The following is a 23,128-nucleotide window of genomic DNA, read 5'->3' as shown; positions in this document are numbered from 1 at the left end:
GAAGCAGGGAACCACAGCCATGGTCGCCGGTGTCCCCCGGATCTTCGTCTCGCACCTCGCCGGTGTCCCGGTCTTCGACCCCAACGGCGACCAGGTGGGCCGCGTGCGCGACCTGGTCGTCATGTTGCGCGTCAAACGCCGTCCGCCACGGCTGCTCGGGCTGGTCGTCGAACTGTCCACCCGGCGCCGTATCTTCCTGCCCATGACCCGGGTGACGGGCATCGAGTCCGGCCAGGTCATCACCACCGGCGTGCTCAACGTCCGCCGCTTCGAGCAGCGGCCCACCGAGCGCCTCGTCTTCGGGGAGCTCCTCGACCGGCGGGTCACGCTCGTCGAGACCGGCGAGGAGGTCACCGTCCTCGACGTGTCCGTGCAGCAGCTGCCGGCCCGCCGGGACTGGGAGATCACCCGCGTCTTCGTCCGCAAGGGCAGGAAGGGCGGCGCCTTCCGGCGGGCGAAGGGCGAGACGCTGACGGTGGAGTGGTCGGCGGTGACCGGGTTCTCCCTGGAGGAGCACGGACAGGGCGCCGAGAGCCTGCTCGCCACCTTCGAGCAGCTGCGCCCCGCCGACCTGGCCAACGTCCTGCACCACCTCTCCGCCAAGCGGCGCGCCGAGGTCGCCGCCGCCCTCGACGACGACCGCCTCGCGGACGTGCTGGAGGAGCTGCCCGAGGACGACCAGATCGAGATCCTCGGCAAGCTGAAGGAGGAGCGCGCGGCGGACGTCCTGGAGGCCATGGACCCCGACGACGCGGCCGACCTGCTCGCCGAGCTGCCCGAGGCGGACAAGGAGCGGCTGCTGAGCCTGATGCAGCCCGACGACGCGGCCGACATGCGGCGGCTGATGTCCTACGAGGAGCACACGGCCGGCGGTCTGATGACCACCGAGCCGATCGTCCTGCGCCCCGACGCCACCGTCGCCGACGCCCTCGCGCGCGTCCGCAACCGCGACCTGTCCCCCGCGCTCGCCGCCCAGGTCTACGTCTGCCGCCCGCCCGACGAGACCCCCACCGGTAAGTACCTGGGCACGGTCCACTTCCAGCGGCTGCTGCGCGAACCGCCGTACACGCTGGTCAGCGCGGTCCTCGACGACGACCTCCAGGCGCTGGACCCGGAGGCCCAGCTGCCGGTGGTCGCCGGGTTCTTCGCGACGTACGACATGGTCGCGGCGCCCGTGGTGGACGAGGCGGGGTCGCTGCTCGGCGCGGTCACCGTGGACGACGTACTCGATCACATGCTGCCGGAGGACTGGCGGGAGACGGAGTTCCATCTGAACGACGAGACGACCGGCGCGGCGACCGACGAGACAGGCGAGGGGGTGGTCCCGCATGGCTCCTGAGCGTGAGAGCACGCGTGAGGGCTCGCGCGAGCGCACACCCTCCGGCGCGACCGCGACCACCCGCCCGCGCGCCCGGCTCGACCAGCCGCGCCCACCGCGCCGCCGGCTCCTGCCCGAATGGGATCCGGAGGCCTTCGGCCGGCTGTCCGAGCGCATCGCGCGCTTCCTGGGCACCGGACGGTTCATCGTCTGGATGACGGTCGTCATCATCGTGTGGGTGCTGTGGAACGTGTTCGCCCCGCACGACCTGCGCTTCGACAACTACCCGTTCATCTTCCTCACCCTGATGCTGTCCCTGCAGGCCTCCTACGCGGCTCCCCTGATCCTGCTCGCGCAGAACCGGCAGGCCGACCGCGACCGCGTCAACCTCGAACAGGACCGCAAGCAGAACGAGCGGTCGATCGCCGACACCGAGTACCTCACCCGGGAGGTCGCGGCGCTGCGCATGGGCCTCGGCGAGGTCGCCACGCGCGACTGGATCCGCAACGAGCTGCAGGACATGCTCAAGGAGCTGGACGGCCGCCACAACGGTCACGGCGGTCACGACGGTCACGGAGGCCGCGAGGGCAAGGTCGTATTCCCGGCGGATCGGTCGCCGGGACGTGACACAGACGACCGCTGAGGGGCTGGCCGCAGGCCCCCGGGGGCGCCGTACCATCGTCCTATGGCTAGCGAAGACGCGGTGCGCGAGGCACTGGCGACGGTGAACGACCCCGAGATCAACCGACCCATCACCGAGCTGGGGATGGTCAAGTCGGTGGAGATCGGCGCGGACGGAGCGGTCGCGGTCACCGTGTACCTGACGGTCTCCGGCTGCCCGATGCGCGAGACGATCACCCAACGGGTGACCGAGGCGGTCTCCCGGGTCGAGGGTGTCACCCGCGTCGACGTCACGCTCGACGTCATGAGCGACGAGCAGCGCAAGGAGCTGGCGAACGCCCTGCGCGGCGGCCAGGCCGAGCGCGAGGTCCCCTTCGCCAAGCCCGGCAACCTCACCCGGGTCTACGCCGTGGCGTCCGGCAAGGGCGGCGTCGGCAAGTCCTCGGTGACGGTGAACCTGGCGGCGGCGATGGCGGCCGACGGCCTCAAGGTGGGCGTGGTCGACGCCGACATCTACGGCCACTCCGTACCGCGCATGCTGGGCGCCGACGGCCGTCCCACCCAGGTCGAGAACATGATCATGCCGCCGTCCGCGAACGGCGTGAAGGTCATCTCCATCGGCATGTTCACGCCGGGCAACACCCCGGTGGTCTGGCGCGGCCCGATGCTCCACCGCGCACTCCAGCAGTTCCTCGCTGACGTGTACTGGGGCGACCTGGACGTCCTGCTGCTGGACCTCCCGCCCGGCACCGGCGACATCGCGATCTCGGTGGCACAGCTGGTCCCGAACGCGGAGATCCTGGTCGTCACGACCCCGCAGCAGGCGGCGGCCGAGGTGGCCGAGCGCGCCGGCGCCATCGCCGTCCAGACCCATCAGAAGATCGTCGGCGTGGTCGAGAACATGTCCGGCCTGCCCTGCCCGCACTGCGGCGAGATGGTCGACGTCTTCGGCACGGGCGGCGGCCAGACGGTCGCGGACGGCCTGACCCGCACGACGGGCGCGACGGTTCCCGTCCTCGGCTCCATCCCGATCGACGTCCGCCTTCGCGAGGGCGGCGACGAGGGCAAGCCGGTGGTCCTGACGGACCCGAGCAGCCCGGCGGGGTCCGCGCTGCGGGCGATCGCAGGAAAGCTCGGGGGGCGGCAGCGGGGCCTTTCGGGACTGTCCTTGGGGATTACCCCAAAGAACAAGTTCTAGATCAGCCCACCCTCAGGGGCGCGGGGCCGCATCGACATGCGGCTCCGCCGCGCGGGCGCGACCTGCCGGATACTGCCCGCAAGTTCCCCACCGGCCTAGGCCACGTACTCGGCGATGTCCTTCACCACGGAGAACCCGAGCCCGTAAGCACTCATTCCTCTCCCGTACGCCCCGAGGTGCACCCCTTGCTCGGTGGACCCGGCGAGCACCCAACCGAACTCCCATTCACGGTAGTGAAACGGCGTGGGGACCCCGTCCACCGGCAGGGAGAGACTGGACCACTCCGGCCCATCGAGATCGTCGGCCAGGGCCCACGCCGTCTCGGTCTGCTGGTCCAGCCAGTCGTCCCGCAGACTGTGGTCCATCTGCCCGGGCCAGGTGAAGGACAGCAGCCCCACCCCCGCCAGCCAGGCCGCCGAGGACACCGAGGTGGCCTCCAGCAGCCCCGTCCCGTCGGCACTCCTCCGGGACGGATTCGCGGCGACGGTCACCACGACCGCGAACCTCCCCCGGTCCTCCCCGGCCGTCTCGTGCCGTACGGAGGGTTCGTCACCGTGTCCGATGGAACCGTGCTCGACGGCCCCGTCGGCCGCCGTCCCCACCGGCATCAGCCAGCGCGGCCCCGTGAAGGCCTCGTCGAGGCCGTACCACGGGAAGGGCGCCTCCAGGTAGCCGTCGACGGTGCGCCGAGCGGAGGGGACCTGCTGGCCTTCCTCCGCGGCCGGCGCCTGTTCGACTGCCCGACTCGTCGTCTCCATGCCCGGACGCCTCCTCGCTCTCGACGGAGCGGTCCGGCCCGCCCCCCTTCGGGCGTACTCGTCCGCTCCGCACAACAACCAGGCAGCATAGCCACCCGGCCACGAACAGCGGGGAAGCGCCCGGCACGCAGGTCGCCCGGGTGGCGTGCACGCCGTCGGCGACGGCCGTCGGGACGACCGTCAGGTGGCGTCAGACGGCCGGGATCACGTGGCGTCGAAGTCGAAGGGCGGACGGTCGTCCTTGCCCGGCTCCTCGGGCTTCTTCGTCATGTCGATGCGCCCGCCGCCGGCCGAACCGGAGGAGGAAGAAGAGGAGTCTGCGTCACGGCTGTGCACGGCCTCGGTGACCTCGGCCATCTCCTTCTTGATGTCGAAGCCGTTGCGGATCTCCTTCAGCCCCAGCTCCTCGTTGTCGAGCTGCTTGCGGATGAAGGTCTTGGGGTTGAGGTCCTCGAACTCGAAGTCCTTGAACTCCGGGCCCAGTTCGGCGCGGATGTCGTGCTTGGCGCTCTCCGAGAACTCACGGATCTTCCGGACGGTGCGCATCACGTCCTGGATGACCCTCGGGAGCTTGTCCGGACCGAAGACGAGCACGGCCAGGACGAAGATCGTCACCAGCTCGAGCGGTCCTATGTCATTGAACACCTGAAGCTCCTTGGGATGTCCGCGGTCCTCGGCCCTCGGCCCTCGGCGGTCAGGTCAGGTCTTCCGTGGTCCGGGCCGGGTCCACGGTACCTGTCACACCTGTCCGACCGGTACCGTCCCGCGCTGCCCGACTGGGTGTACACAGCCTGTTTTCCGCGTTGTTTGCCTTGTCGGAGGGGGTTTCGGGGTCCGATCTGTGAGGTTTCTGTCAATCACTGTGCACAGCTTGCTACTCAGTCGCCCTCAGCCGATCCCAAGACCAGGGAGAGCGTGCGTTCCCTGCCGTCGCGTTCGACGGTCAGCTCCAGGCGGTCGCCGGGGCGATGGGCGCGGGTCTTGACGATCAGCTCGTTGCCGGAGTGGACAGGCGTGCCGTCGACCTCCGTGATGACGTCCCCGGCCTTGATGCCGGCCAGGTCGCCGGGGCCGCCCGGGGTGACCGGCGCGCCGGCGTCGCCGCCCTTGGCGCTCACCCGGGCACCGTCGCCGGCGTAGTCCAGGTCGAGGGTGACGCCGATGACCGGGTGGGTCGCGTGCCCGGTGTTGATCAGCTCTTCGGCCACACGTTTGCCCTGGTTGACGGGGATGGCGAAGCCGAGGCCTACCGAGCCGGCCTCGCCGTCGCCGGATTCGGAGCCGTCGGCGGCGGAGCGGATGGCGGAGTTGATGCCGATGACCCGGCCCTCGGAGTCGAGCAGGGGTCCGCCGGAGTTGCCGGGGTTGATGGGGGCGTCGGTCTGCAGCGCGTCGACGTACGACACGTCGCTCGCGTCGCCGCTGTCGCCGCCGGCCGTGATGGGCCGTTCCTTGGCACTGATGATGCCGGAGGTGACGGTGCCCTCCAGGTCGAAGGGGGCGCCGATGGCGACGACCGGGTCGCCGACCTGGACGCCGTCGGAGTCGCCGAGGGGAAGCGGCCTGAGTCCGCTGACGCCTCTGACCTTGACGACGGCGAGGTCGTAGCCGCTGTCCCGGCCGACGATCTCCGCCTCGGCGGTCTGGCCGCCGTTGAAGACGACGGTTATCTCGCCGTCGCTTCCGGCGGGCTCGACGACGTGGTTGTTGGTGAGGATGTGACCCCGGGTGTCGAGCACGAAGCCGGTGCCCGTGCCGGCCTCGTCGCTGCCGCTGACGTGCAGCGTGACGACACTGGGCAGGGCGCGCGCCGCGATCCCCGCGACGCTGTCCGCGGCGCGCCCGGTGGGTTCCGCGGAGGCCTGCGGCAACTCCACCCCACCGAACCCGCCCCTGCGCTCCAGCTGAGCCCCCACGACCCCACCGAGCACCCCGGACACCAACGCCAGAGCCAAGGCTCCCCCGGCGATCCGCTTCCGCACCTGCCTACGCCGCTCGCCCTCGGTGAGCACGGCAGCACCGGTCTGATGCAGGGGGCCGACAGGAACGGGGGCCCAGGGGTCGTAGCGCTGCCAGGGGTTGCCGGAGGGGGCGGGGGGTGTGGAGGGTACGGGGACTTCCTGGGCCCCGGGGGCTCCGGGGACTCCGGGGACTCCGGGCGCTCCGGGGACTCCAGGGACTCCAGGCGCTCCGGGCGCTCCGGGCGCTCCGGGCGCTCCGGGCGCTCCGGGGACTCCGGGCGCTCCGGGGACTCCGGGGACTCCGGGCGCTCCGGGGACTTCCAGGACCCCGGAAGCGGCTGGGAGGGGTGCGGCGACTCCGGGGGCTGCGGGGACTCCGGGGCCCGCGGGGACGGGCATGGAGGCTCCGGAAGCCGGGAGAGGCGCCAGGGTGGAAGTGGGATCGGGCACAGGCGCGGATGCGGCGCCGACCGGCGCGGGAGCGGCCGGAGCGGCAGGCACTGTGCCGGTCGGCGCGGGAGCGGCCGGAGCGGCAGGCACTGAGCCGGTCGGCGCGGGAGCGGCCGGAGCGGCAGGCACTGAGCCGGTCGGCGCGGGAGCGGTCGAGGGAGGCGCGGTGGGGGGCGTCCCCTGCGCCCCCGTCGCCAGGGTCGCCGCCGGGTGCTGGACGGGCGGTGCGGGGGCCCAGGGGCCCGCAACGCCGTACGGCGGGGTGCCGGAGGGGTCGGGGTCGTGCAGCGGCCGGGGAGGCTCGTCTGTGACCGGAGCGGGAGCCGGGGGTGCCGCCTCGGAGGACGGCGCTACGGCGGCCTCCTCGACGGACGACTCGACTGCAGCCACCTCACCCGCGTCCACCGCGCCCCGGGTGTTCAGGGGCAGGTCCAGTTCGTAGTCACCCTCGTCCGCGCTCGCGTCGGCGCCCACGCCTGCCTCCCCCGTCCTACCGCCGGAGGTCCCCCTCCGAGGCGTCCCCTCGTCCATGTTCTCCCCACGGTCGGACCCGGTCACGGCCGGGTGAACCCCACCTCCTGGGATTCAACCAGGTTCGCGACGGACCGGGGCGGGGACCGGGTCAGCGGGGGTTCTGCGAGGACGGGGAGGTGGTGGGGGCGGAGGTGGTGTCGGGGACGGGCGCGGCGAGCAGGCCGGGGCCGGAGATCTCGGGGGCGGTGGCCCAGGAGCTCACGGCGATCGGCGGGGTCGTACCGAGCGGACGTATCAGAGGGGACATGACGGCCGCTCCGGCCATCACCGGGGCGGTGAGCCGATGCAGCACGGTCTGCTCCGTGTGACCGGAGGCCGGGGAGGGCACACCGGGCAGCAGCGGGGCGGAGACCTCGGTCGGCGCCGCGGGAGTGCCGAGGAGCTGGCCGCCCTGGGCGAGCAGCGGTCCGGTGGACCGGCGCCGCTGGTTCTCGGACGATGCGGCGGAGCCCGAGCCCGGGGTGCGGGCCGGTGTCACATTGCTCCCGCCGCTTCCGCCGCGCGCGTCCGCCGCGGTGTCGACCGGCGCACCGGTGTTCATCCCGCCCAGGGCGATCGCGGCCAGCGACACCGCACCGGCGGCCACGAAGGCGAACCGCAGGCCCCGTGAGCGCTCGCCGTCGCGGCCGACGGGGTGGATACGGAAGCCGCGGTCGGCGGGCGCCAGCGCGGAGCCGTGGTCGCTCGTGGGCAGATAGCCGAAGGAGAACGGCTCGTCCCGGCTCACTCCGAAGACGCCGTCACCGAAGCCTCCCCGACCCAGCGGCGTATTGCCGCCGTCCGTGTCACCTCCTGCGGGGAGCCCCTGAAGACGAGCCAGGAAGCTCTCGGAGGGGGCGGGTGGGGCCACTTCCGCGAAGACGTTCTTCAGCCGGCGCTGGGCGTCGACCTCTGCCTTGCACTTCGGGCAGGTCGCCACATGCGCCAGGACACGTTCACGGGTGTCATGACCGAGCTCGCCGTCCACCAGGGCGGAGAGCCGGTCTCCCAGATGCTGTTCTGCGAGGAGCCCCTCTGCGGGGGTGCGTCGAGATCCACTCACGCGGTCGCGCTCCCTCCTCCCAGAGCGGGCACCCTGGACACGAAGGAGCGGCGCTCGGCGCGCGCCTTCGGGGAGCGGTGCGCGAGGGCCTTGCGCAGCTGCGAACGGCCGCGGTGGATACGCGAGCGGACCGTGCCCAGCTTGACGCCGAGGGTCGCGGCGATCTCCTCGTACGACAGTCCTTCGATGTCGCACAGGACGACCGCGGCACGGAACTCGGGCGCGAGGGTGTCCAGGGCCTGCTGGACGTCCGCGTCGAAGTGGGCGTCGTTGAAGACCTGCTGCGGGGTGGGCTCCTTGCTGGCCAGCCGCTCGGCCGCGTCCTCGCCGAGCGCGTCGAAGCGGATGCGCTGCTTGCGGCGGACCATGTCCAGGAACAGGTTGGTGGTGATGCGGTGCAGCCAGCCCTCGAAGGTGCCGGGTGTGTACGTCGACAGGGAGCGGAAGACGCGGACGAAGACCTCCTGGGTGAGGTCCTCGGCGTCGTGCTGGTTGCCGGTGAGACGGTAGGCGAGCCGGTAGACCCGGCCGCTGTGCATGCTGACGATCTCCTCCCAGGTGGGCGGAGTCCACGCCTGCCCGTCCGCGTCGGTGGAGAAGGTCGCGGTCTGGGCGTAGTCGCCGTGGCTGTGGTCAGCGGTGTCGTTCACGGATTTCGGCCTGCCTGCCGATCCGAGAAAGCGCCGCAGCACTCCTCCCCGATCCACAGGCGCAGCCGCACCTCCCCTGTCGGCTCTGGTGGTGTCCAGTGGAGCCCCTACCATAGCCACCTCGCCCGTTAGCTCCGGATAAGCGGTTTTACGAGAATTTGATCTGTGCTGATACGGCTCATACGGCTGCGTCAGCAGTTGCTCGGCGTCTCGTCCCTCGTCGTGATCCAACTGTGTCCCCCGCTCATCGTTCCCACCCCTTCAAACGTCTGGTCCCATCTGCGGGTTCCCGGCACCAACGGATACAGTCACGCCCAGGCAACCAGCGGGGACAGGAGAGGGTCATTACCGGCAACCGGCAGGCAAGCTGGGCGTTCGCCGACGCCTATGCCGCCGAGGACGACGCGCTGCGCTGGGCCCGCGACCGGGCCCGCGAGGCAGGGCTGCGCTCGGTGTCGCCCAGCACCGGCGCCGCACTGCGGCTGCTCGCCGCCACCGTGGACGCGAAGGCGGTCGCGGAGATCGGTACCGGCACCGGCGTCTCCGGGATCCACCTGCTGCACGGCATGCGCCCCGACGGCGTCCTGACCACCGTGGATCCCGAGCCGGAGCACCAGCAGTTCGCCCGGCAGGCCTTCCGCGCGTGCGGCTTCGCCAGCAACCGGGCCCGCTTCATCCCCGGCCGCGCGCTCGACGTCCTCCCCCGTCTCGCCGACGCCGGCTACGACCTCGTCTTCTGCGACGGCGACCGGCTGGAGTTCCTCGAGTATCTCGCTGAATCGTTGCGCCTGCTGCGCCCCGGCGGCCTCGTCGTCTTCGAGGGGGTCTTCGCCAACGGTCGCACGGTCGACTCCGGCCCGCAGCCCACGGAGGTCATAAGGATCCGGGAGCTGCTGCGGGCGGTGCGCGAGAGCCAGGAGCTGGTGCCGTCCCTGCTGCCCGTGGGGGACGGGCTGCTGTGCGCGGTCAAGCGGTGACCGCTCGGCCGTACGGGCGAGGCGTCCCGGGGATATGACACAGGCTCCAAACAGCGGCCCCGGCATCCAAGGGGATGCCGGGGCGACTGAAAGGGTATGGGTCGCTTGCGCGTCAGCCGACGACCTTCTTGAGGGCGTCGCCGAGCGCGTCGGCCTCGTCAGGGGTCAGCTCGACGACGAGCCGACCGCCGCCTTCGAGCGGAACGCGCATGACGATGCCCCGCCCCTCCTTGGTCACCTCGAGCGGGCCATCGCCCGTCCGCGGCTTCATGGCCGCCATGCTCGTTCCCCTTCCTGAAACCAGCTCACGTCAAAAGCCGACGGCCCTGGCAGGGCACGCGCGATCCAGCGCGGGACACGCGACACCGGCATCGAACACATTGCTTCCAAGCCATTATCCCGCATCTCAGGACCCGATGACCAACATCAGTAGGCATCGCTTGGGCAACGCACGCGAGCAAAACCACCCAATTCGGCGATGTGACTGCGATACTGCGCCGCCGCACAGACACCCGCGGTCCGTAAACCGGGGCGATTTCTTTGACGCAGGTCACACATCGCGTCCGTTCCTCGGACGCCATGCTGTTCTCTGGTAACCGACCCGACACACAAGCCGACACACACAAGGGGATACGACATGGCCGACACCGTGCTCTACGAGGTGAGCGACGGGCTCGCGACGATCACGCTGAACCGCCCCGAGGCGATGAACGCGCTGAACGTCGCGACGAAGGTCGCCCTGCGGGACGCGGCGCGCGCGGCGGCGGACGACACGGAGGTACGGGCGGTGCTGCTGACCGCCGCCGGAGACCGTGCCTTCTGCGTCGGCCAGGACCTCAAGGAGCACATCGGGCTGCTCGCCGAGGGCTCGGGGCACGTCATGAGCACCGTCAAGGAGCACTACAACCCGATCGTGCGGGCGCTGACGGAGGCGGCGAAGCCGGTCGTCGCCGCGGTGAACGGGGTGGCGGCGGGCGCCGGGTTCGGGTTCGCGCTGGCCGCGGACTACCGCGTCGTCGCCGACACGGCCTCCTTCAACACGTCGTTCGCGGGGGTCGCGCTGACCGCCGACTCGGGGGTCTCCTGGACCCTGCCTCGGGTGGTCGGGCCCGGGCGGGCCGCCGATCTGCTGCTGTTCCCGCGGAACATCTCGGCGCAGGAGGCGTACGCGCTGGGGATCGCGGGCCGGGTGGTGCCGGCCGCCGAGCTGCGGGCCGAGGCCGAGAAGGTGGCGCGGGAGTTGGCCTCGGGGCCGACCGTCGCCTACGCGGCGATCAAGGAGGCCGTTGCGTTCGGAAGCTCGCACTCGCTCTCCGAGACCTTGGAGAAGGAGGACGAGTTGCAGACTCGGGCCGGTGCGTCCGAGGACCACGCGATTGCCGTGCGGGCCTTCGTTCAGAAGGAGACGCCTAAGTATCTGGGGCGCTGAGGTCTCGTCGGCGGGTGCGGGTGCGTTGTGGCTGGTCGCGCAGTTCCCCGCGCCCCTTTAGGTGGGTCTGCTCACGCAGGTTTCCAGGTGGTCGTTGACCAGGCCGCAGGCCTGCATCAAGGCGTATGCCGTCGTGGGGCCTACGAAGCGTAGGCCCCTCTTCTTCAAGGCCTTCGACAAGGCCGTCGACTCGTCCGTCACCGCCGGGACGTCCGCGAGGGTCTTCGGGACCCTGCTCGTCGTCGGGGCGTGGGACCAGATCAGTTCGTCCAGGGCGCCCGGGGTCCAGTCGAGCAGCACGCGCGCGTTGGCCAGGGTGGCGTCGATCTTGGCTCTGTTGCGGATGATGCCCTCGTCGGCCAGGAGGCGTTCGCGGTCCTCGTCGGTGAAGGCGGCGACCGAGGCGATCTTGAAGTCGGCGAAGGCGGTGCGGAAGCCCTCGCGGCGGCGCAGGATGGTGATCCAGGACAGACCGGACTGGAACGCCTCCAGGCTGAGGCGTTCGAAGAGGGCGTCGTCGCCGTGGACCGGGCGGCCCCACTCCTCGTCGTGGTACGTGGTGTAGTCGGGCGTGGAGAGGGCCCAGGGGCAGCGCAGGGCGCCGTCGGGGCCGGCGAGGGCGGCGCCGTCGCTCACTGCTGGTCCTCCGGTGCGGGTTTCTCGAAGGAGACGTGCGGCCTCGCGGAGGCCTGGGCGCCCTCGAGGGCGGTCTCCAGGACGGCGATCCGGGCGTCGCGCTCGGCGAGCTCTGCGGCGACCCGGTTCAGGGCGTCGTCGACGTCCTCCATGCGGTAGCCGCGGACGGCGAGCGGGAAGCGGAGCCGGTCCACGTCGGACCGGTCGAGCGGACGGTCCGGGGGCAGCGGGTCGTGCAGCCGCTCGGGGGCCACCTCGGGCAGCGGGCCGGTGCCCTCGCCGCCGCCCACCACGGCGAGTGTCACCGCGGCGACCACGACGGCGAGCGCGATGACCAGGAACAAGAACATAACCATCGGTGGGTCTCCACGCTCGCTGTGCTCGATCTCGGATGTGTGTGGGTCCGATCGTGCCATGCGGGCCCGCCGGTTAGGGTCACAGGCGGCGGATGCGCGGCACGTACTAGGAGAGGTCACAGGCGATGCTCAGGCTGGGCAGACGGGAATTCGGGGCCCACGAGCCGGTGATCATGGGGATCGTGAACCGGACGCCGGACTCGTTCTACGACCAGGGAGCCACGTTCCGGGACGAGCCGGCGCTGGCGCGGGTGGAGCAGGCGGTGTCGGAGGGTGCCGCAATCGTCGACATCGGCGGGGTGAAGGCCGGGCCCGGCGAAGAGGTGAGCGCCGAGGAGGAGGCGCGGCGCACGGTCGGCTTCGTGGCGGAGGTGCGGCGGCGCTTCCCGGATGTGATCATCAGCGTGGACACCTGGCGGGCCGAGGTCGGCGAGGCCGTCTGCGAGGCGGGCGCGGATCTGCTGAACGACGCGTGGGGCGGGGTGGATCCCGGACTCGCGGAGGTCGCCGCGCGGTACGGGGTGGGGCTGGTGTGCACGCACGCGGGAGACGCGGAGCCCCGTACGCGGCCGCACCGGGTGACGTACGACGACGTCATGGCCGACATCCTGCGGGTGACCGTGGGGCTGGCGGAGCGGGCGGCGGAGCTGGGGGTGCCGAGGGAGTCGATCCTGATCGATCCCGGGCACGACTTCGGGAAGAGCACCCGGCACAGTCTGGAGGCGACGCGGCGGCTGCCGGAGATGGTGGAGACGGGCTGGCCGGTGCTGGTGTCGCTGTCCAACAAGGACTTCGTCGGGGAGACGCTGGACCGGCCGGTGAAGGAGCGGGTCCTCGGGACCCTGGCGACGACCGCCGTGTCCGCGTGGCTCGGGGCCCAGGTGTACCGGGTGCACGAGGTCGCGGAGACCCGGCAGGTGCTGGACATGGTGGCGTCCATCGCGGGCCACCGCCCACCGGCGGTGGCCCGACGCGGACTCGCGTAGCGGCTGGGTACTCAGACGTCCTGGTCGCGGGCCGCTTCCTTGGAGACCAGGGCGACCGCTTCCTCCACGTCGTCCGTGACGTGGAAGAGGAGGAGGTCCTTCTCGGCCGCCTTGCCCTGGGCGACCAGGGTGTTCTTCAGCCAGTCGACCAGTCCGCCCCAGTACTCCGTGCCGAAGAGGACGATCGGGAAGCGGGTCACCTTCTGGGTCTGGACGAGGGTGAGGGCCTCGAAGAGCTCGTCCAGGGTGCCGAGTCCGCCGGGCAGGACCACGAAGCCCTGCGCGTACTTCACGAACATCATCTTGCGGACGAAGAAGTAACGGAAGTTCAGGCCGATGTCGACGTAGGGATTGAGGCCCTGTTCGAAGGGGAGCTCGATGCCGAGGCCGACCGAGGTGCCGCCCGCCTCGCACGCGCCCTTGTTCGCCGCCTCCATCGCGCCCGGGCCGCCGCCCGTGATCACCGCCCAGCCGGCGTCGACCAGCCCCCGGCCGAGGCGGACGCCCGCCTCGTACTCCGGGGAGTCGACGGGCGTCCGGGCGGAGCCGAACACGCTGATCGCCGGGGGGAGTTCGGCCAGGGTGCCGAAGCCCTCGATGAACTCCGACTGGATGCGCAGGACACGCCAGGGGTCCGTGTGGACCCAGTCCGAGGGGCCTCCCGCGTCCAGCAGCCGCTGGTCGGTGGTGCTCGCCGTGACCTGACCCCGCCGTCGGAGGACCGGTCCCAGCCGCTGCTCGTCCGGCGGCTGCTTCTTCCCCTCGGGGTTTCCGGTAGCCATGTGCGCTCCCTCCGCTTGCAGGTCTTTCCGTGCCAGCGTAGATCCGCGCGGGTTACGGACGGGGGACGTCGGAGTGTCCGGTACAAAAGCGGCCGGATCAGCTGCTGAGCCAGGCCCGCAGCCGCTCCTCCCCCGCCAGGACCTTCGCCACCTCGACGCGTTCGTCACGCTTGTGGGCCAGATGCGGGTTGCCGGGGCCGTAGTTGACCGCCGGGATGCCGAGCGCCGAGAAGCGGCTCACGTCGGTCCAGCCGTACTTGGGCATCGGGGTGCCGCCCACCGCCTCGATGAACGCGGCCGCCGCCGGGTGGGAGAGCCCGGGCAGGGCGCCGGGGCTGTGGTCGTCGACGACGAACTCCGTCACACCGCAGTCGGCGAAGACCTCCCGCACATGCTCGATCGCCTCCTCCTCGCTGCGGTCCGGCGCGTAGCGGAAGTTGACCGTGACCACGCACTCGTCGGGGATGACGTTGCCCGCGACCCCGCCCCTGATGCCCACCGCGTTGAGGCCCTCGCGGTACTCCAGGCCGTCGATGACCGGCCACCGCGGCTTGTACTCCGCGAGCCGCGCCAGGACGGGGGCGGCGGCGTGGATCGCGTTGGAGCCCATCCAGCCGCGCGCCGAGTGGGCCCGCTCGCCGGAGGTCTTCAGCAGCACGCGCAGGGTGCCCTGGCAGCCGCCCTCGACCTGGCCGTCCGACGGCTCCAGCAGGACCGCGAAGTCGCCCACGAGCCACTCCGGGTGCGCCTCGGCGACATGCTTGAGGCCGTTGAGGTCGGCGGCGACCTCCTCGTTGTCGTAGAAGACGAACGTCAGGTCGCGGTTGGGGGCCGGGACCGTCGCGGCGACACGGAGCTGTACGGCGACGCCCGCCTTCATGTCGCAGGTGCCGCAGCCCCACAGGACCCCGTCCTCGTCGAGGCGCGAGGGGACGTTGTCCGCGATCGGGACGGTGTCGATGTGGCCGGCGAGAACGACCCGCTCCGGGAGGCCGAGGTTCGTCCGGGCGATCACGTTGTTGCCGTACCGGTCCACCGTGAGGTGCGGCAGCGCGCGCAGTGCGGTCTCGATCGCGTCCGCGAGGGGCTTCTCGGTGCCGCTCTCGGAGGGGAAGTCGACGAGCTGCGCGGTGAGGGCGGCGGCGTCCAGAGTGAGATCAAGGGGGGTGTCGGCCATGGCGTCGACCCTAACGCGCCAGATCTCCGTCCCGCTCTTCACAGGCTTCGCACGAGCCTCCTCCGCTTCCGTACTCTCCAGTACCTTGTACGCGTGCCAGAGCTGTCCCCCTCTCCCAAGCGCCGCGGCCGTCGCCTTCTCCGTTTCGGGGCGGCCTGCGTGGTCCTGTCCGCCGTCGCCGGCTATGTCGTGGTCCAGTACGTCACCGGCGGGGCCGACGATCCCGGGTGCAGAGTCGTTTCGGGTACGGCGGCGGACAAGGCGACGTACGAGTTCACGCCCGAGCAGGCGGTGAACGCGGCGACGATCGCCGCCGTCGGCACCAACCGGGAGCTGCCCGAGCGGGCCGTGGCCATCGCGCTGGCGACCGCGATCCAGGAGTCGGGGCTGCGCAACCTCACCCACGGCGACCGGGACTCGCTCGGCCTGTTCCAGCAGCGCCCCTCGCAGGGCTGGGGCACCGAGAAACAGGTCACGGACCCTGCGTACGCCTCCAGCATCTTCTACGAGCACCTCGCCAAGGTGCCCGACTACACCGAACTCCCGCTCACCGTCGCCGCGCAGAAGGTGCAGCGCAGCGGCTACCCGGAGGCGTACGCCAAGCACGAGGCGGATGCCGTGATGCTGGCCGCCGCGCTCACCGGGAGCTCGGCGGCCACGCTGACCTGCGACGGGCGCCTGGGCGTCGCCGTGACGACCACGGGCCCGGACGCGGTGCGCGCGGCACTCTCCCGGGACTTCGGGCGGGACGCGCTGGAGGAGTCGGAGGAGTCGGAGGGCTCGGAGGAGGGTGTGCCCAGCGCCGAGACCGACGGGCGGACCGTGACGCTGCCCGTCTCGCGGGAGACCTCCGCGGGGCGCACCGTCCAGGAGCGGGGCTGGCAGCTGGCGCACTGGGCCGTGGCCAACGCCTCGGCGCTGCACATCGAACAGGTGTCGTACGCGGGCCAGGAGTGGACCGCCGGGAACACCGACAGCCAGTGGCGCCCGACGGGTTCGGGCAGCACGGAGGCCGCGGGCGCGTCGGGGTCGGGCGGCGGCACGGGCAGTGTGCGGATCGTGACCGGGCAGTAATACGGGCCGTAGCCGGGCAGTAGTACGGGTCTTCACCCGGGCGGGTGGGATACCGGGTGCCGGGGCGGCCTGGTGCGCAGGTTCTCGCGCCGCCACCCGCGGGTGCGGTACAGCCCTTGGGGGCACTGGGCCCGGGCGGTTCGGCGGACTTTCACATCGGGTGCTTATCGGGTGGTGTTCGCCCGACTTTGCCCGCATCCCGATAATGCGACGCATTGCCAACTCTTTACGTCGGGCGTGCGCAACCTTCGCGGGCTTCGAGCGGTAGTCACAGCGTTCTCTGTTCTCTCCCGTCGAAGGAGCACCATGTCCCTCCCCCTGACCCGCAGGATCGCCCGTGCCGCGCTGCTTGTCGCCGCGGGAGCGGCCGCCGGGGTCGGTGCGGCCGGCTCCGCGAGCGCTGCCCCCTCCACCCTGCCCGCCACCCCGAACCTCGGCGGGCTGACCGCCCTGGACGGGGCGAACGTCGGCAACACGCTCGACGGCGCGACGCGCGGTGCGGCCGGGCTCGCGGGTGACGCCGGCGGCAAGGCCGTCGAGAAGGCGGTGCCGACCGCGGGCAAGAGCGGCGGCAAGGCCGTGAAGAAGGCGACGCCGGCCGTGCAGAAGGTGGCCGGGGAGGCCGCGGGGGCCGCCGGGGGTGTCCTCGGGGACACCGCGAAGTCGGCGACGAAGGGTGGGCTGCCCGGGGGTGGGCCGCTGAAGGGTCTGCCGATCGGCTGAGCGCCGGGCTTTGGCCGGTGAGGTTGGCGGGGTCCAGGGTTTTCCCTGGACCCCGTTGTCCTGCACCCGGTGCTGCAGGCTGTGCCCACCCGTTCCTCCCCCAGTGCCTGAACGGCCTGGGGGGACCCCCAGCGGAACGATTGCCCACAGCGGCACAGCGGCACAGCGGCACAGCGGCGCAGCAGGACAGCGGGACAGCGGGACAGCGGGACAGCGGGGCAGCGGGGCAGCGGGGCAGCGGGACTAACTTGCTCTCAGTCGTTCTGCCGCTGCCTGTACGCGTTCGTCCGTTGCTGTCAGGGCTACTCGTACGAAGGTTGCGCCTGCCTCGCCGTAGAAGTCGCCGGGGGCGACCAGGATGCCCTGGTCGGCGAGGTGGGAGACGGTGTCCCAGCAGGATTCGTCGCGGGTGGCCCAGAGGTAGAGACTGGCCTCGCTGTGTTCGATGCGGAAGCCGTGGGCGAGGAGGGCCTCGCGCAGGAGGGTGCGCCGGGCGGCGTAGCGGGCGCGCTGCTCGTGGACGTGGGTGTCGTCGCCGAGGGCCGCCACGACCGCCGCCTGGGTGGGGGCGGAGGTCATCATGCCGCCGTGCTTGCGGATCTCCAGCAGCGGAGCGAGGACCGCGGGGTCGCCGGCCAGGAAGGCGGCGCGGTAGCCCGCGAGGTTCGAGCGCTTGGAGAGCGAGTGGACCGCGACGATGCCGTCGTACGAGCCGCCGTTCACGTCCGGGTGCAGCACCGAGACGGGGTCGGCCTCCCAGCCCAGTTCGAGGTAGCACTCGTCGGAGAAGAGCAGGACGCCGTGCTCGCGGGCCCAGGCGACGATCCGGGTCAGCTCCTGCTTCGAGAGGACCTTGCCTGTGGGGTTCGACGGGGAGTTCAGCCAGAGGAGCCTCAGGCCCTCCGGGTCGAGCTCGGTCGGGTCGTCGTAGACCTCGTACGCGGCGCGCGCCAGGCGGGCGCCGACCTCGTACGTCGGGTAGGCGAGGCGCGGATACGCGACCCTGTCGCCGGGGCCGAGGCCCAGCTGGGTGGGGAGCCAGGCGACGAGTTCCTTGGAGCCGACGATCGGCAGGACGTGCCGGTGGGTGACCTCACGGGCACCGAGGCGGCGCTCCAGCCAGCCGGTGATCGCGTCGCGCAGCGCCGGGGTGCCCCAGACCGTCGGGTAGCCCGGGGAGTCCGCCGCGTCGATCAGAGCCTTCTGGATCAGCTCGGGGACCGGGTCGACCGGGGTGCCGACGGAGAGGTCGACGATGCCGTCCGGATGCGAGGCGGCCTTCTTCTTGTACGGCTCCAGCTTGTCCCAGGGGAACGTGGGCAGGCGGTCGGAGACTGCGGACACGGTTTCTGGCTCACTTTCTTCTGCGGACGGCAAACGCCTCGGTCCCGCATGGCCGGCAGAGCTCGTCAGGCCGTACGGGACCGAGGCGGCACGGTTGGTGCGGGCCGCTGATGCGGTTACTCGGCCTGCGGCGGCAGCGCGGCGATGAGGGGGTGGTCGCGCTCGATCAGACCCAGCTTGCTGGCGCCGCCGGGCGAGCCGAGCTCGTCGAAGAACTCGACGTTCGCCTTGTAGTAGTCCTTCCACTCCTCCGGAGTGTCGTCCTCGTAGAAGATCGCCTCGACCGGGCAGACCGGCTCACAGGCACCACAGTCGACGCATTCGTCCGGGTGGATGTACAAGGACCGCTGGCCCTCGTAGATGCAGTCGACCGGGCACTCCTCGATGCACGCCTTGTCCTTCACGTCGACACAAGGCTGCGCGATGACGTAGGTCACGCTGTCGTTCCTCCTCGATAGGGCGCTGGCGGGCCTCCTCAGGCCCTGCCGCCTGGCGCGCGGGAGCGCGGCGTCGTCGATGCCCGCCCCTAGTATCTCCGTTCCTGGGCATGATCCGAACAGGAGGGGTGGACCGACCAGTGGAAATCTCGGCCTACGGACGCCTCGAGGTCCGTATCACCGCTGCTGACGTGGGCAAACGCGTCTCGGTACGACGGTTGAGCGACCCTGGAGTCACGGAGGGGAAATTCACCGACACGGTGGGTGTTCTCACATCATGGGACAAGGGTGTGCTCGTGATCACACGGAAGAGTGGTGAGGCCGTCCGGATTGACGAGTCCTCGCTGGTCGCGGGGAAGGTCGTCCCGGCCGCCCCGGCCCGCCGCCGGGGGCCCGCCGCGTCGTACGAGGAGCTGGCCCGGGTCGCCTCGCGGGCCTGGCGGCCGGTGGAGAGCGAGCGGCTCGGCGAGTGGGAGCTGCGGGCCGCCTCCGGGTTCACCCGCCGCGCCAACTCCGTGCTGCCGCTCGGCGACCCCGGCCTGCCGCTCGACGGCGCCCTGGAGGCCGTACGACGCTGGTACGGAGAGCGCGGCCTGCCCGCCTATGTGCAGACCGCCACCGGCGCCGAGGGGACCCAGGAGCTGCTCTGCGCGGAACTGGAGCGGCGCGGGTGGGTGCGTGAGGTGACCGCCGCGTTGTGGACCGGGGCGCTGGCGCCGGTCGCCGACCGGGCGGACGCTGAGGGTGTGGTGCTGGCCAGGGAGGCCGACGAGGCGTGGCTGGCCCGGTATCAGCGCAAGGGAGTGAGCGAGGTGGCTCTGAGAGTGCTGGGATGGGGGTCCCCCCGCTCGAGCGAAGCCGAGAGTGGGGGAGGACCGTCGGTGTGGTTCGCGTCGATACCCGGTGCGGCCGGCGGCGCGCCCGCGGCGATCGGGCGGTGTGTCGTGGACGGGCGGTGGGCCGGGTTCGCCGCCGTCGAGGTCGATCCCGCGCAGCGCCGCAGGGGGCTCGCCACGAGGGTGATGGCCGCGTTGGCCGGGCGGGCGCTGGACGAGGGCGCCTCGGCCGCCTGGCTGCAGGTGGAGGAGGAGAACGCGGGGGCGCGGACGCTGTACGCCGGGATGGGGTTCTCGGCGCATCACGCCTACCACCACTACCGGGAGCCGTCGTGAGCGCGTACGACCCCGCAGAGGTACGGCGGCTGTTCGCCGAGGAGGCGCGGGCCGAGCGGCCCGATCTGGCGGCGCTGTGTCTGCTGGTGGGCGCGGCGGCCGACCCGGAGCTGGGCGAGGCCGGGGTGGACGCCGCGCAGGCGGAGCTCGACCGGCTGGCCGGGGAGCTGCCGTACCGGCCGGGCGGGGCGCGGGCGTGGGCGCTCGCGCTGGAGGAGCTGCTGGGCGGGCGGTACGGGTTCCGCGGCTCCGGCGCGGACTACCAGCGGCTCGAGTCCTCGCTGCTGCATCAGGTGCTGCTACGGCGGCGGGGGCTGCCGATCCTGCTGTCGGTGGTGTGGGTCGAGGTCGCGCGGCGGGCGGGGGCGCCGGTGTACGGGGTCGCGCTGCCGGGGCACTTCGTGGTGGGGTTCGGACCGCCGGAGGATCTCGAACGGCAGGTGCTGGTCGATCCGTTCGACGGGGGCCGGGTGCTGTCGGCCGACGACGCGGAGCTGCTGGTGGCCGGGGCGGGCGCGGCGCGGCTGGAGCCGTCGATGCTGGTGCCGGCGGAGCCGTTGTCCGTGGTGATGCGGATCCTGAACAACATCCGGTCGTGGGCCGCGGCTCGGCCCGAGCGCTCGGATGTGGGGTTGTGGGCGGTGGAGTTGTCGCTGCTGGTCCCTTCTCATCCGGCTCGGTTGCGGTACGAGAAGGGGGCGTTGCTCGTGCAGCGGGGGGATTTCCTGGGTGGGGCGGCGGAGTTGGAGGAGTACGCCTCGCTGGTGGAGGTGGTGGACGAGCCCGCGGCGGCACGGGTACGGCGGGAGGCTCATGCGGCTCGCGCGATGCTGAATTAGTGCCGGGGGGCGGGTGCGGGCTGGGGTGGTTGCGCGCGCCCACGCGGCGGAGCCGCAAATCTATACAGCCCCGCGCCCCTAAAAGCAGTACCGCATGACAGATGTCATGTCATGCGGTACTGCCGACGGGTCAGCTCGGGTTGGTGTCGATGACCGCGGTCCGGTCCGTGGTGCTCTTCAGGGCCGGGCGCAGGGCGCCGATGACGTCCTGGACGGTGACGGCCGTCTTCTGGCCGGTGCCGCGGGTGATCAGGACGCCGTCGAAGGTGCCGCCGTACAGCTCCTTCAGGGCCTCCTGGTCGTATGCCTCGACCAGCTTGCCGTCGACGGCCTTGACGCCGAGGAACTTCCACAGCGAGTTCTTCGGGCTGAACTCGATGCCCTGGGCGGTGCCCTTGACCTGGATCTTGACGTTCGCGGACATCGCCGGTTCGGCGAACTCCTTCATCATGCGGTCGACCTCGGCGTCGGTGATCGTCGGCTGCTTGGCCGTGGTCGGGACGTTCACCGCGGCGGCGGAGCCGGTCTCCACCTGGGTGCGGTACCCCGCTACGACGGCCTCCCCGGCCTTCGCCGCGTCGATGCCCTTGCCCGCCTTGCCGTAGACCGCGACGGCCTTGCCCGACTCGAACTTGATCGTGCCGTCGGTGGCCGAGCCGGAGCCGCCCGCCGCGCTCTGCAGCGCCGCCTGGAGCTTCTCCTCGTCGACCGGCAGCTCGGGCTCGATCTCGCGGTGCTGCCCGAACAGCGAGCCGATCACGGAGACCGGGTTGTAGTCGCTCTTCGCGGCGTCGTCGACCGTGGCCTGGATGTCGAACTGCAGGCCCGCCTGGTCCGGCTTGAGGGAGACGGTGTCACCGTCGACGGACAGCTTCAGCGCCTGTGCGGCCCGCTTCTCGAAGGCGTCGTCGAGCTTCGCGACGGCCTCGTCACGGGTGCTGCCGCCGATGTCGACGCCGAACACGGTGGTGCCCTTGGGCACGTCGGAGTGGTTCATCAGCAGTCCGGCGCCGTAGACGCCGACACCGCCGAGGACCAGGACCCCGCCGAGCAGGACCAGCTTGCTGCGGCCCTTCTTCTTTTTCTTCTTGGAGTCGGACGCGTTCTGCGCGGACGCGGCGGCCGACTTGGGCGCGGTCCTCGCCCCGGGGCCGCCGCCCTGCGTGCCGCCGGGTGCGAAGGGCGCGGGCGCGCCGGGGCCGCCCTGGGCACCGGAGGGCACGACCGGGATGCCGCTGGTGACGGTGTGCCCGGAGACGTTGTCGGCGGGACGGCCGAAGCCGCCGCCCATGCCGCCCGGCTCGGGGGCGGGCTTCTGCGGGGTGAGGACCGCGGTGTCGTCGCTCAGACCGCCACCGGGGAGGCGGCCCGTGGCGGGGCCGGTTCCCGTGCCGGTGCCGGGAGCGGCGGTACGCGGGCCACCGGGGCCACCCGGCCGACCGGGTCCGCCGTAGCCGTTGGGGTTGCCGGGCGTGCCCTGGGTGCCGGGGGCGCCGACGGCCGTGCCGGCCGCGCTCTGCGCCACCGGGGGCACCATCGGGCCGTCACCCGTGACCGGGCCGCCGGTCGGGCCCATGGGGCCCTGCGGGCCGCCGAGGCCATGGGGGCCGGAGGGCCCGTCGGGGCCGTTGAAGTCGTGCCGGCTGCCCGGACCACCGGTCGGCGCGTTGAACTCGTGCGGGCTGCCGGAGCCGGGGGCCCGGCCGTTCGTCCCGGGGAAGCCCTGCTGGTCGCCGCGGCCGCTCTCCGAGAAGTACGGCAGGTCGTCGCGGCGCGCCTCGGCGCCGCCCTGCGGCGGTCGGGACGTGCCGAGCGGGCCCGCGGTCAGCGCCTCGGTCACGTCGAAGGAACCGGTGCCGCCACCGTGCCCGGGAGCCACCGGACCGCCGGTGGCACCGGGGAGCCCGGCGCCGTTGGTGCCGCCCGGACGGGATCCGATCGGCGCGCTCATGGAGCCGACCACGCCACCGGGCCGCCCACCGGCCGGTCGCCCGGCACCGGGCCGCGCGCCACCGGCCGAAGCACCCGGCGCGGACGACGCACCCGAGGCACCCGAAGTGCCGGAAGCGCCCGCACCCGTGGCGGAACCGCCCGGAATGCCCGCCCCGTTGGTGGCGCCGCCACCCTGACCGCCCTTGGCGGGCCCGGACTTGCGCGGGGCGAACCAGTCGCTCGCCTTCTCCTCGGCGGCGGCGGGGGCGGGTTCGGCGGGCAGCTCGAAGGTGCCCGTGTCGGATCCGGCGGACCCGGAGGGCCCGCTGGAGTTCTTGGCGCCCGCGGCGGGCCCCGGCTGCGCGTCGGCGCCGGTGCCGTTGCCGTCGCTCTCGGAGTCCGCGACGGGCTTGCGCACGACGACCGGCGGAATGGGCCGGGAACCGGGGATGTTGATCCGGATCCGGGTCGTCAGCGTGGTCTCGGTCTTGCGTTCCTCCGGCTGGGCGGCCGAACGGCCCGCGTCCGCACCGGCGTCGGGCACCACGGGGATGCCGTACGGCGGCGTACCCGAGGGGTACGCGGCCCCGCCGCGCCCGTTGGACCCGGAGGACGGACTGTCAGTTTCACGACTCAAGGCAGGTTCTCCAGTTTGGCTCCGCCGCCCGCCACGACCTCACGGGCAGCTCGGCGGCGCGCACCACCATACTGGCCACTTCTGGCGCGTATCCC

23 protein-coding genes are annotated in these 23,128 nt (G+C 72.0%); 10 read left to right on the top strand and 13 right to left on the bottom strand.

The genetic code is table 11. The features are described from left to right. Window positions 1–19: 19 nt before the first annotated feature. From ACLZN2_RS05645 to ACLZN2_RS05635, 3 genes are read left to right on the top strand one after another with little or no spacing between them, the layout of a single operon-like run. Window positions 20–1,339, top strand: a complete 1,320-nt coding sequence (locus tag ACLZN2_RS05645; protein ID WP_416977236.1) for a magnesium transporter MgtE N-terminal domain-containing protein — start codon at window positions 20–22, stop codon at window positions 1,337–1,339. Beyond that, window positions 1,329–1,961, top strand: a complete 633-nt coding sequence (locus tag ACLZN2_RS05640; protein ID WP_416977235.1) for a DUF1003 domain-containing protein — start codon at window positions 1,329–1,331, stop codon at window positions 1,959–1,961. The genes ACLZN2_RS05645 and ACLZN2_RS05640 overlap by 11 nt, the downstream gene beginning before the upstream one ends. A gap of 42 nt (window positions 1,962–2,003) precedes the next feature. After that, entirely contained in the window at window positions 2,004–3,137 is a 1,134-nt protein-coding gene (locus tag ACLZN2_RS05635) for an Mrp/NBP35 family ATP-binding protein (protein WP_416977234.1), read from the top strand. Window positions 3,138–3,232: 95 nt separating this feature from the next. On the opposite strand, the gene ACLZN2_RS05630 is transcribed toward ACLZN2_RS05635, so the two are convergent. From ACLZN2_RS05630 to sigE, 5 genes are all read right to left on the bottom strand, one after another. Further along, window positions 3,233–3,895 carry a hypothetical protein gene (locus ACLZN2_RS05630; RefSeq protein ID WP_416977233.1) on the bottom strand — a complete coding sequence of 221 codons (663 nt, stop codon included), beginning with the start codon at window positions 3,893–3,895 and terminating at the stop codon, window positions 3,233–3,235. Window positions 3,896–4,099: 204 nt separating this feature from the next. Next, the gene (locus ACLZN2_RS05625) at window positions 4,100–4,540 is read right to left on the bottom strand and encodes a sec-independent translocase (protein WP_416977232.1); all 441 of its coding nucleotides are present in this window, start codon (window positions 4,538–4,540) and stop codon (window positions 4,100–4,102) included. A 233-nt stretch (window positions 4,541–4,773) separates the two neighbouring features. Beyond that, window positions 4,774–6,504, bottom strand: a complete 1,731-nt coding sequence (locus ACLZN2_RS05620) for a trypsin-like peptidase domain-containing protein (protein ID WP_416977260.1) — start codon at window positions 6,502–6,504, stop codon at window positions 4,774–4,776. Window positions 6,505–6,928: 424 nt separating this feature from the next. Beyond that, window positions 6,929–7,882: an anti-sigma factor family protein gene (locus tag ACLZN2_RS05615; RefSeq protein ID WP_416977231.1), complete on the bottom strand. Its 954-nt coding sequence runs from the start codon at window positions 7,880–7,882 to the stop codon at window positions 6,929–6,931. Next, window positions 7,879–8,574: an RNA polymerase sigma factor SigE gene (gene sigE, locus ACLZN2_RS05610; RefSeq protein ID WP_416977259.1), complete on the bottom strand. Its 696-nt coding sequence runs from the start codon at window positions 8,572–8,574 to the stop codon at window positions 7,879–7,881. The genes ACLZN2_RS05615 and sigE overlap by 4 nt, the downstream gene beginning before the upstream one ends. Window positions 8,575–8,834: 260 nt before the next feature. On the opposite strand from sigE, the gene ACLZN2_RS05605 reads away from it, so the two are divergent. Beyond that, window positions 8,835–9,509 (top strand): O-methyltransferase, encoded by a 675-nt coding sequence (locus tag ACLZN2_RS05605; RefSeq protein ID WP_416977258.1) that lies wholly within the window; start codon window positions 8,835–8,837, stop codon window positions 9,507–9,509. A 112-nt stretch (window positions 9,510–9,621) separates the two neighbouring features. Here ACLZN2_RS05605 and ACLZN2_RS05600 read toward each other — a convergent pair whose 3' ends face one another. Then, on the bottom strand, window positions 9,622–9,789 hold the full coding sequence (locus tag ACLZN2_RS05600; RefSeq protein ID WP_003966491.1) for a DUF3117 domain-containing protein: 168 nt from the start codon (window positions 9,787–9,789) through the stop codon (window positions 9,622–9,624). A gap of 357 nt (window positions 9,790–10,146) precedes the next feature. On the opposite strand from ACLZN2_RS05600, the gene ACLZN2_RS05595 reads away from it, so the two are divergent. Beyond that, entirely contained in the window at window positions 10,147–10,938 is a 792-nt protein-coding gene (locus tag ACLZN2_RS05595; protein ID WP_416977230.1) for an enoyl-CoA hydratase/isomerase family protein, read from the top strand. 57 nt (window positions 10,939–10,995) lie between these two features. Here ACLZN2_RS05595 and ACLZN2_RS05590 read toward each other — a convergent pair whose 3' ends face one another. Then, window positions 10,996–11,574, bottom strand: coding sequence for a DNA-3-methyladenine glycosylase I (locus tag ACLZN2_RS05590; protein WP_416977229.1), 579 nt, complete (start codon window positions 11,572–11,574; stop codon window positions 10,996–10,998). After that, window positions 11,571–11,930, bottom strand: coding sequence for a DivIVA domain-containing protein (locus ACLZN2_RS05585; RefSeq protein WP_416977228.1), 360 nt, complete (start codon window positions 11,928–11,930; stop codon window positions 11,571–11,573). The genes ACLZN2_RS05590 and ACLZN2_RS05585 overlap by 4 nt, the downstream gene beginning before the upstream one ends. Window positions 11,931–12,055: 125 nt before the next feature. Between ACLZN2_RS05585 and folP the strand changes: the two genes are divergently transcribed. Continuing rightward, window positions 12,056–12,916: a dihydropteroate synthase gene (gene folP / locus ACLZN2_RS05580; protein ID WP_416977227.1), complete on the top strand. Its 861-nt coding sequence runs from the start codon at window positions 12,056–12,058 to the stop codon at window positions 12,914–12,916. 11 nt (window positions 12,917–12,927) lie between these two features. Here folP and ACLZN2_RS05575 read toward each other — a convergent pair whose 3' ends face one another. Together ACLZN2_RS05575 and dapE are read right to left on the bottom strand one after the other, a co-directional pair. Continuing rightward, window positions 12,928–13,698: a TIGR00730 family Rossman fold protein gene (locus ACLZN2_RS05575; RefSeq protein ID WP_416977226.1), complete on the bottom strand. Its 771-nt coding sequence runs from the start codon at window positions 13,696–13,698 to the stop codon at window positions 12,928–12,930. Window positions 13,699–13,795: 97 nt separating this feature from the next. Then, window positions 13,796–14,875, bottom strand: a complete 1,080-nt coding sequence (gene dapE, locus ACLZN2_RS05570; RefSeq protein WP_416977225.1) for a succinyl-diaminopimelate desuccinylase — start codon at window positions 14,873–14,875, stop codon at window positions 13,796–13,798. A 93-nt stretch (window positions 14,876–14,968) separates the two neighbouring features. Here dapE and ACLZN2_RS05565 point away from each other — a divergent pair, with 93 nt between their 5' ends. Then, window positions 14,969–15,949, top strand: coding sequence for a heavy metal transporter (locus ACLZN2_RS05565; protein ID WP_416977224.1), 981 nt, complete (start codon window positions 14,969–14,971; stop codon window positions 15,947–15,949). A gap of 306 nt (window positions 15,950–16,255) precedes the next feature. Continuing rightward, a complete protein-coding gene (locus ACLZN2_RS05560) occupies window positions 16,256–16,672 on the top strand; it encodes an ATP-binding protein (protein WP_416977223.1) in 417 nt (138 codons plus the stop codon). Window positions 16,673–16,915: 243 nt separating this feature from the next. Here ACLZN2_RS05560 and ACLZN2_RS05555 read toward each other — a convergent pair whose 3' ends face one another. Together ACLZN2_RS05555 and fdxA are read right to left on the bottom strand one after the other, a co-directional pair. After that, window positions 16,916–18,016: a bifunctional succinyldiaminopimelate transaminase/glutamate-prephenate aminotransferase gene (locus ACLZN2_RS05555; protein ID WP_416977222.1), complete on the bottom strand. Its 1,101-nt coding sequence runs from the start codon at window positions 18,014–18,016 to the stop codon at window positions 16,916–16,918. A gap of 116 nt (window positions 18,017–18,132) precedes the next feature. Continuing rightward, window positions 18,133–18,453 (bottom strand): ferredoxin, encoded by a 321-nt coding sequence (gene fdxA, locus ACLZN2_RS05550; protein ID WP_263212261.1) that lies wholly within the window; start codon window positions 18,451–18,453, stop codon window positions 18,133–18,135. 140 nt (window positions 18,454–18,593) lie between these two features. Here fdxA and ACLZN2_RS05545 point away from each other — a divergent pair, with 140 nt between their 5' ends. Continuing rightward, on the top strand, window positions 18,594–19,625 hold the full coding sequence (locus tag ACLZN2_RS05545) for a GNAT family N-acetyltransferase (protein WP_416977257.1): 1,032 nt from the start codon (window positions 18,594–18,596) through the stop codon (window positions 19,623–19,625). After that, on the top strand, window positions 19,622–20,464 hold the full coding sequence (locus ACLZN2_RS05540) for a tetratricopeptide repeat protein (RefSeq protein WP_416977221.1): 843 nt from the start codon (window positions 19,622–19,624) through the stop codon (window positions 20,462–20,464). Before ACLZN2_RS05545 ends, ACLZN2_RS05540 begins: the two co-directional genes overlap by 4 nt. Before the next feature lie 130 nt (window positions 20,465–20,594). On the opposite strand, the gene ACLZN2_RS05535 is transcribed toward ACLZN2_RS05540, so the two are convergent. Further along, complete coding sequence (locus ACLZN2_RS05535; RefSeq protein ID WP_416977220.1) at window positions 20,595–23,033, bottom strand: hypothetical protein; 2,439 nt, start codon at window positions 23,031–23,033, stop codon at window positions 20,595–20,597. Window positions 23,034–23,128: the final 95 nt, after the last annotated feature.

Origin of the sequence: Streptomyces sp. T028, assembly GCF_048159505.1 — a bacterium.
Lineage (GTDB): Bacteria > Actinomycetota > Actinomycetes > Streptomycetales > Streptomycetaceae > Streptomyces.
The sequence above is the reverse complement of the archived record's forward strand: the minus strand, read 5'-3'. Positions and strand labels throughout refer to the sequence as shown.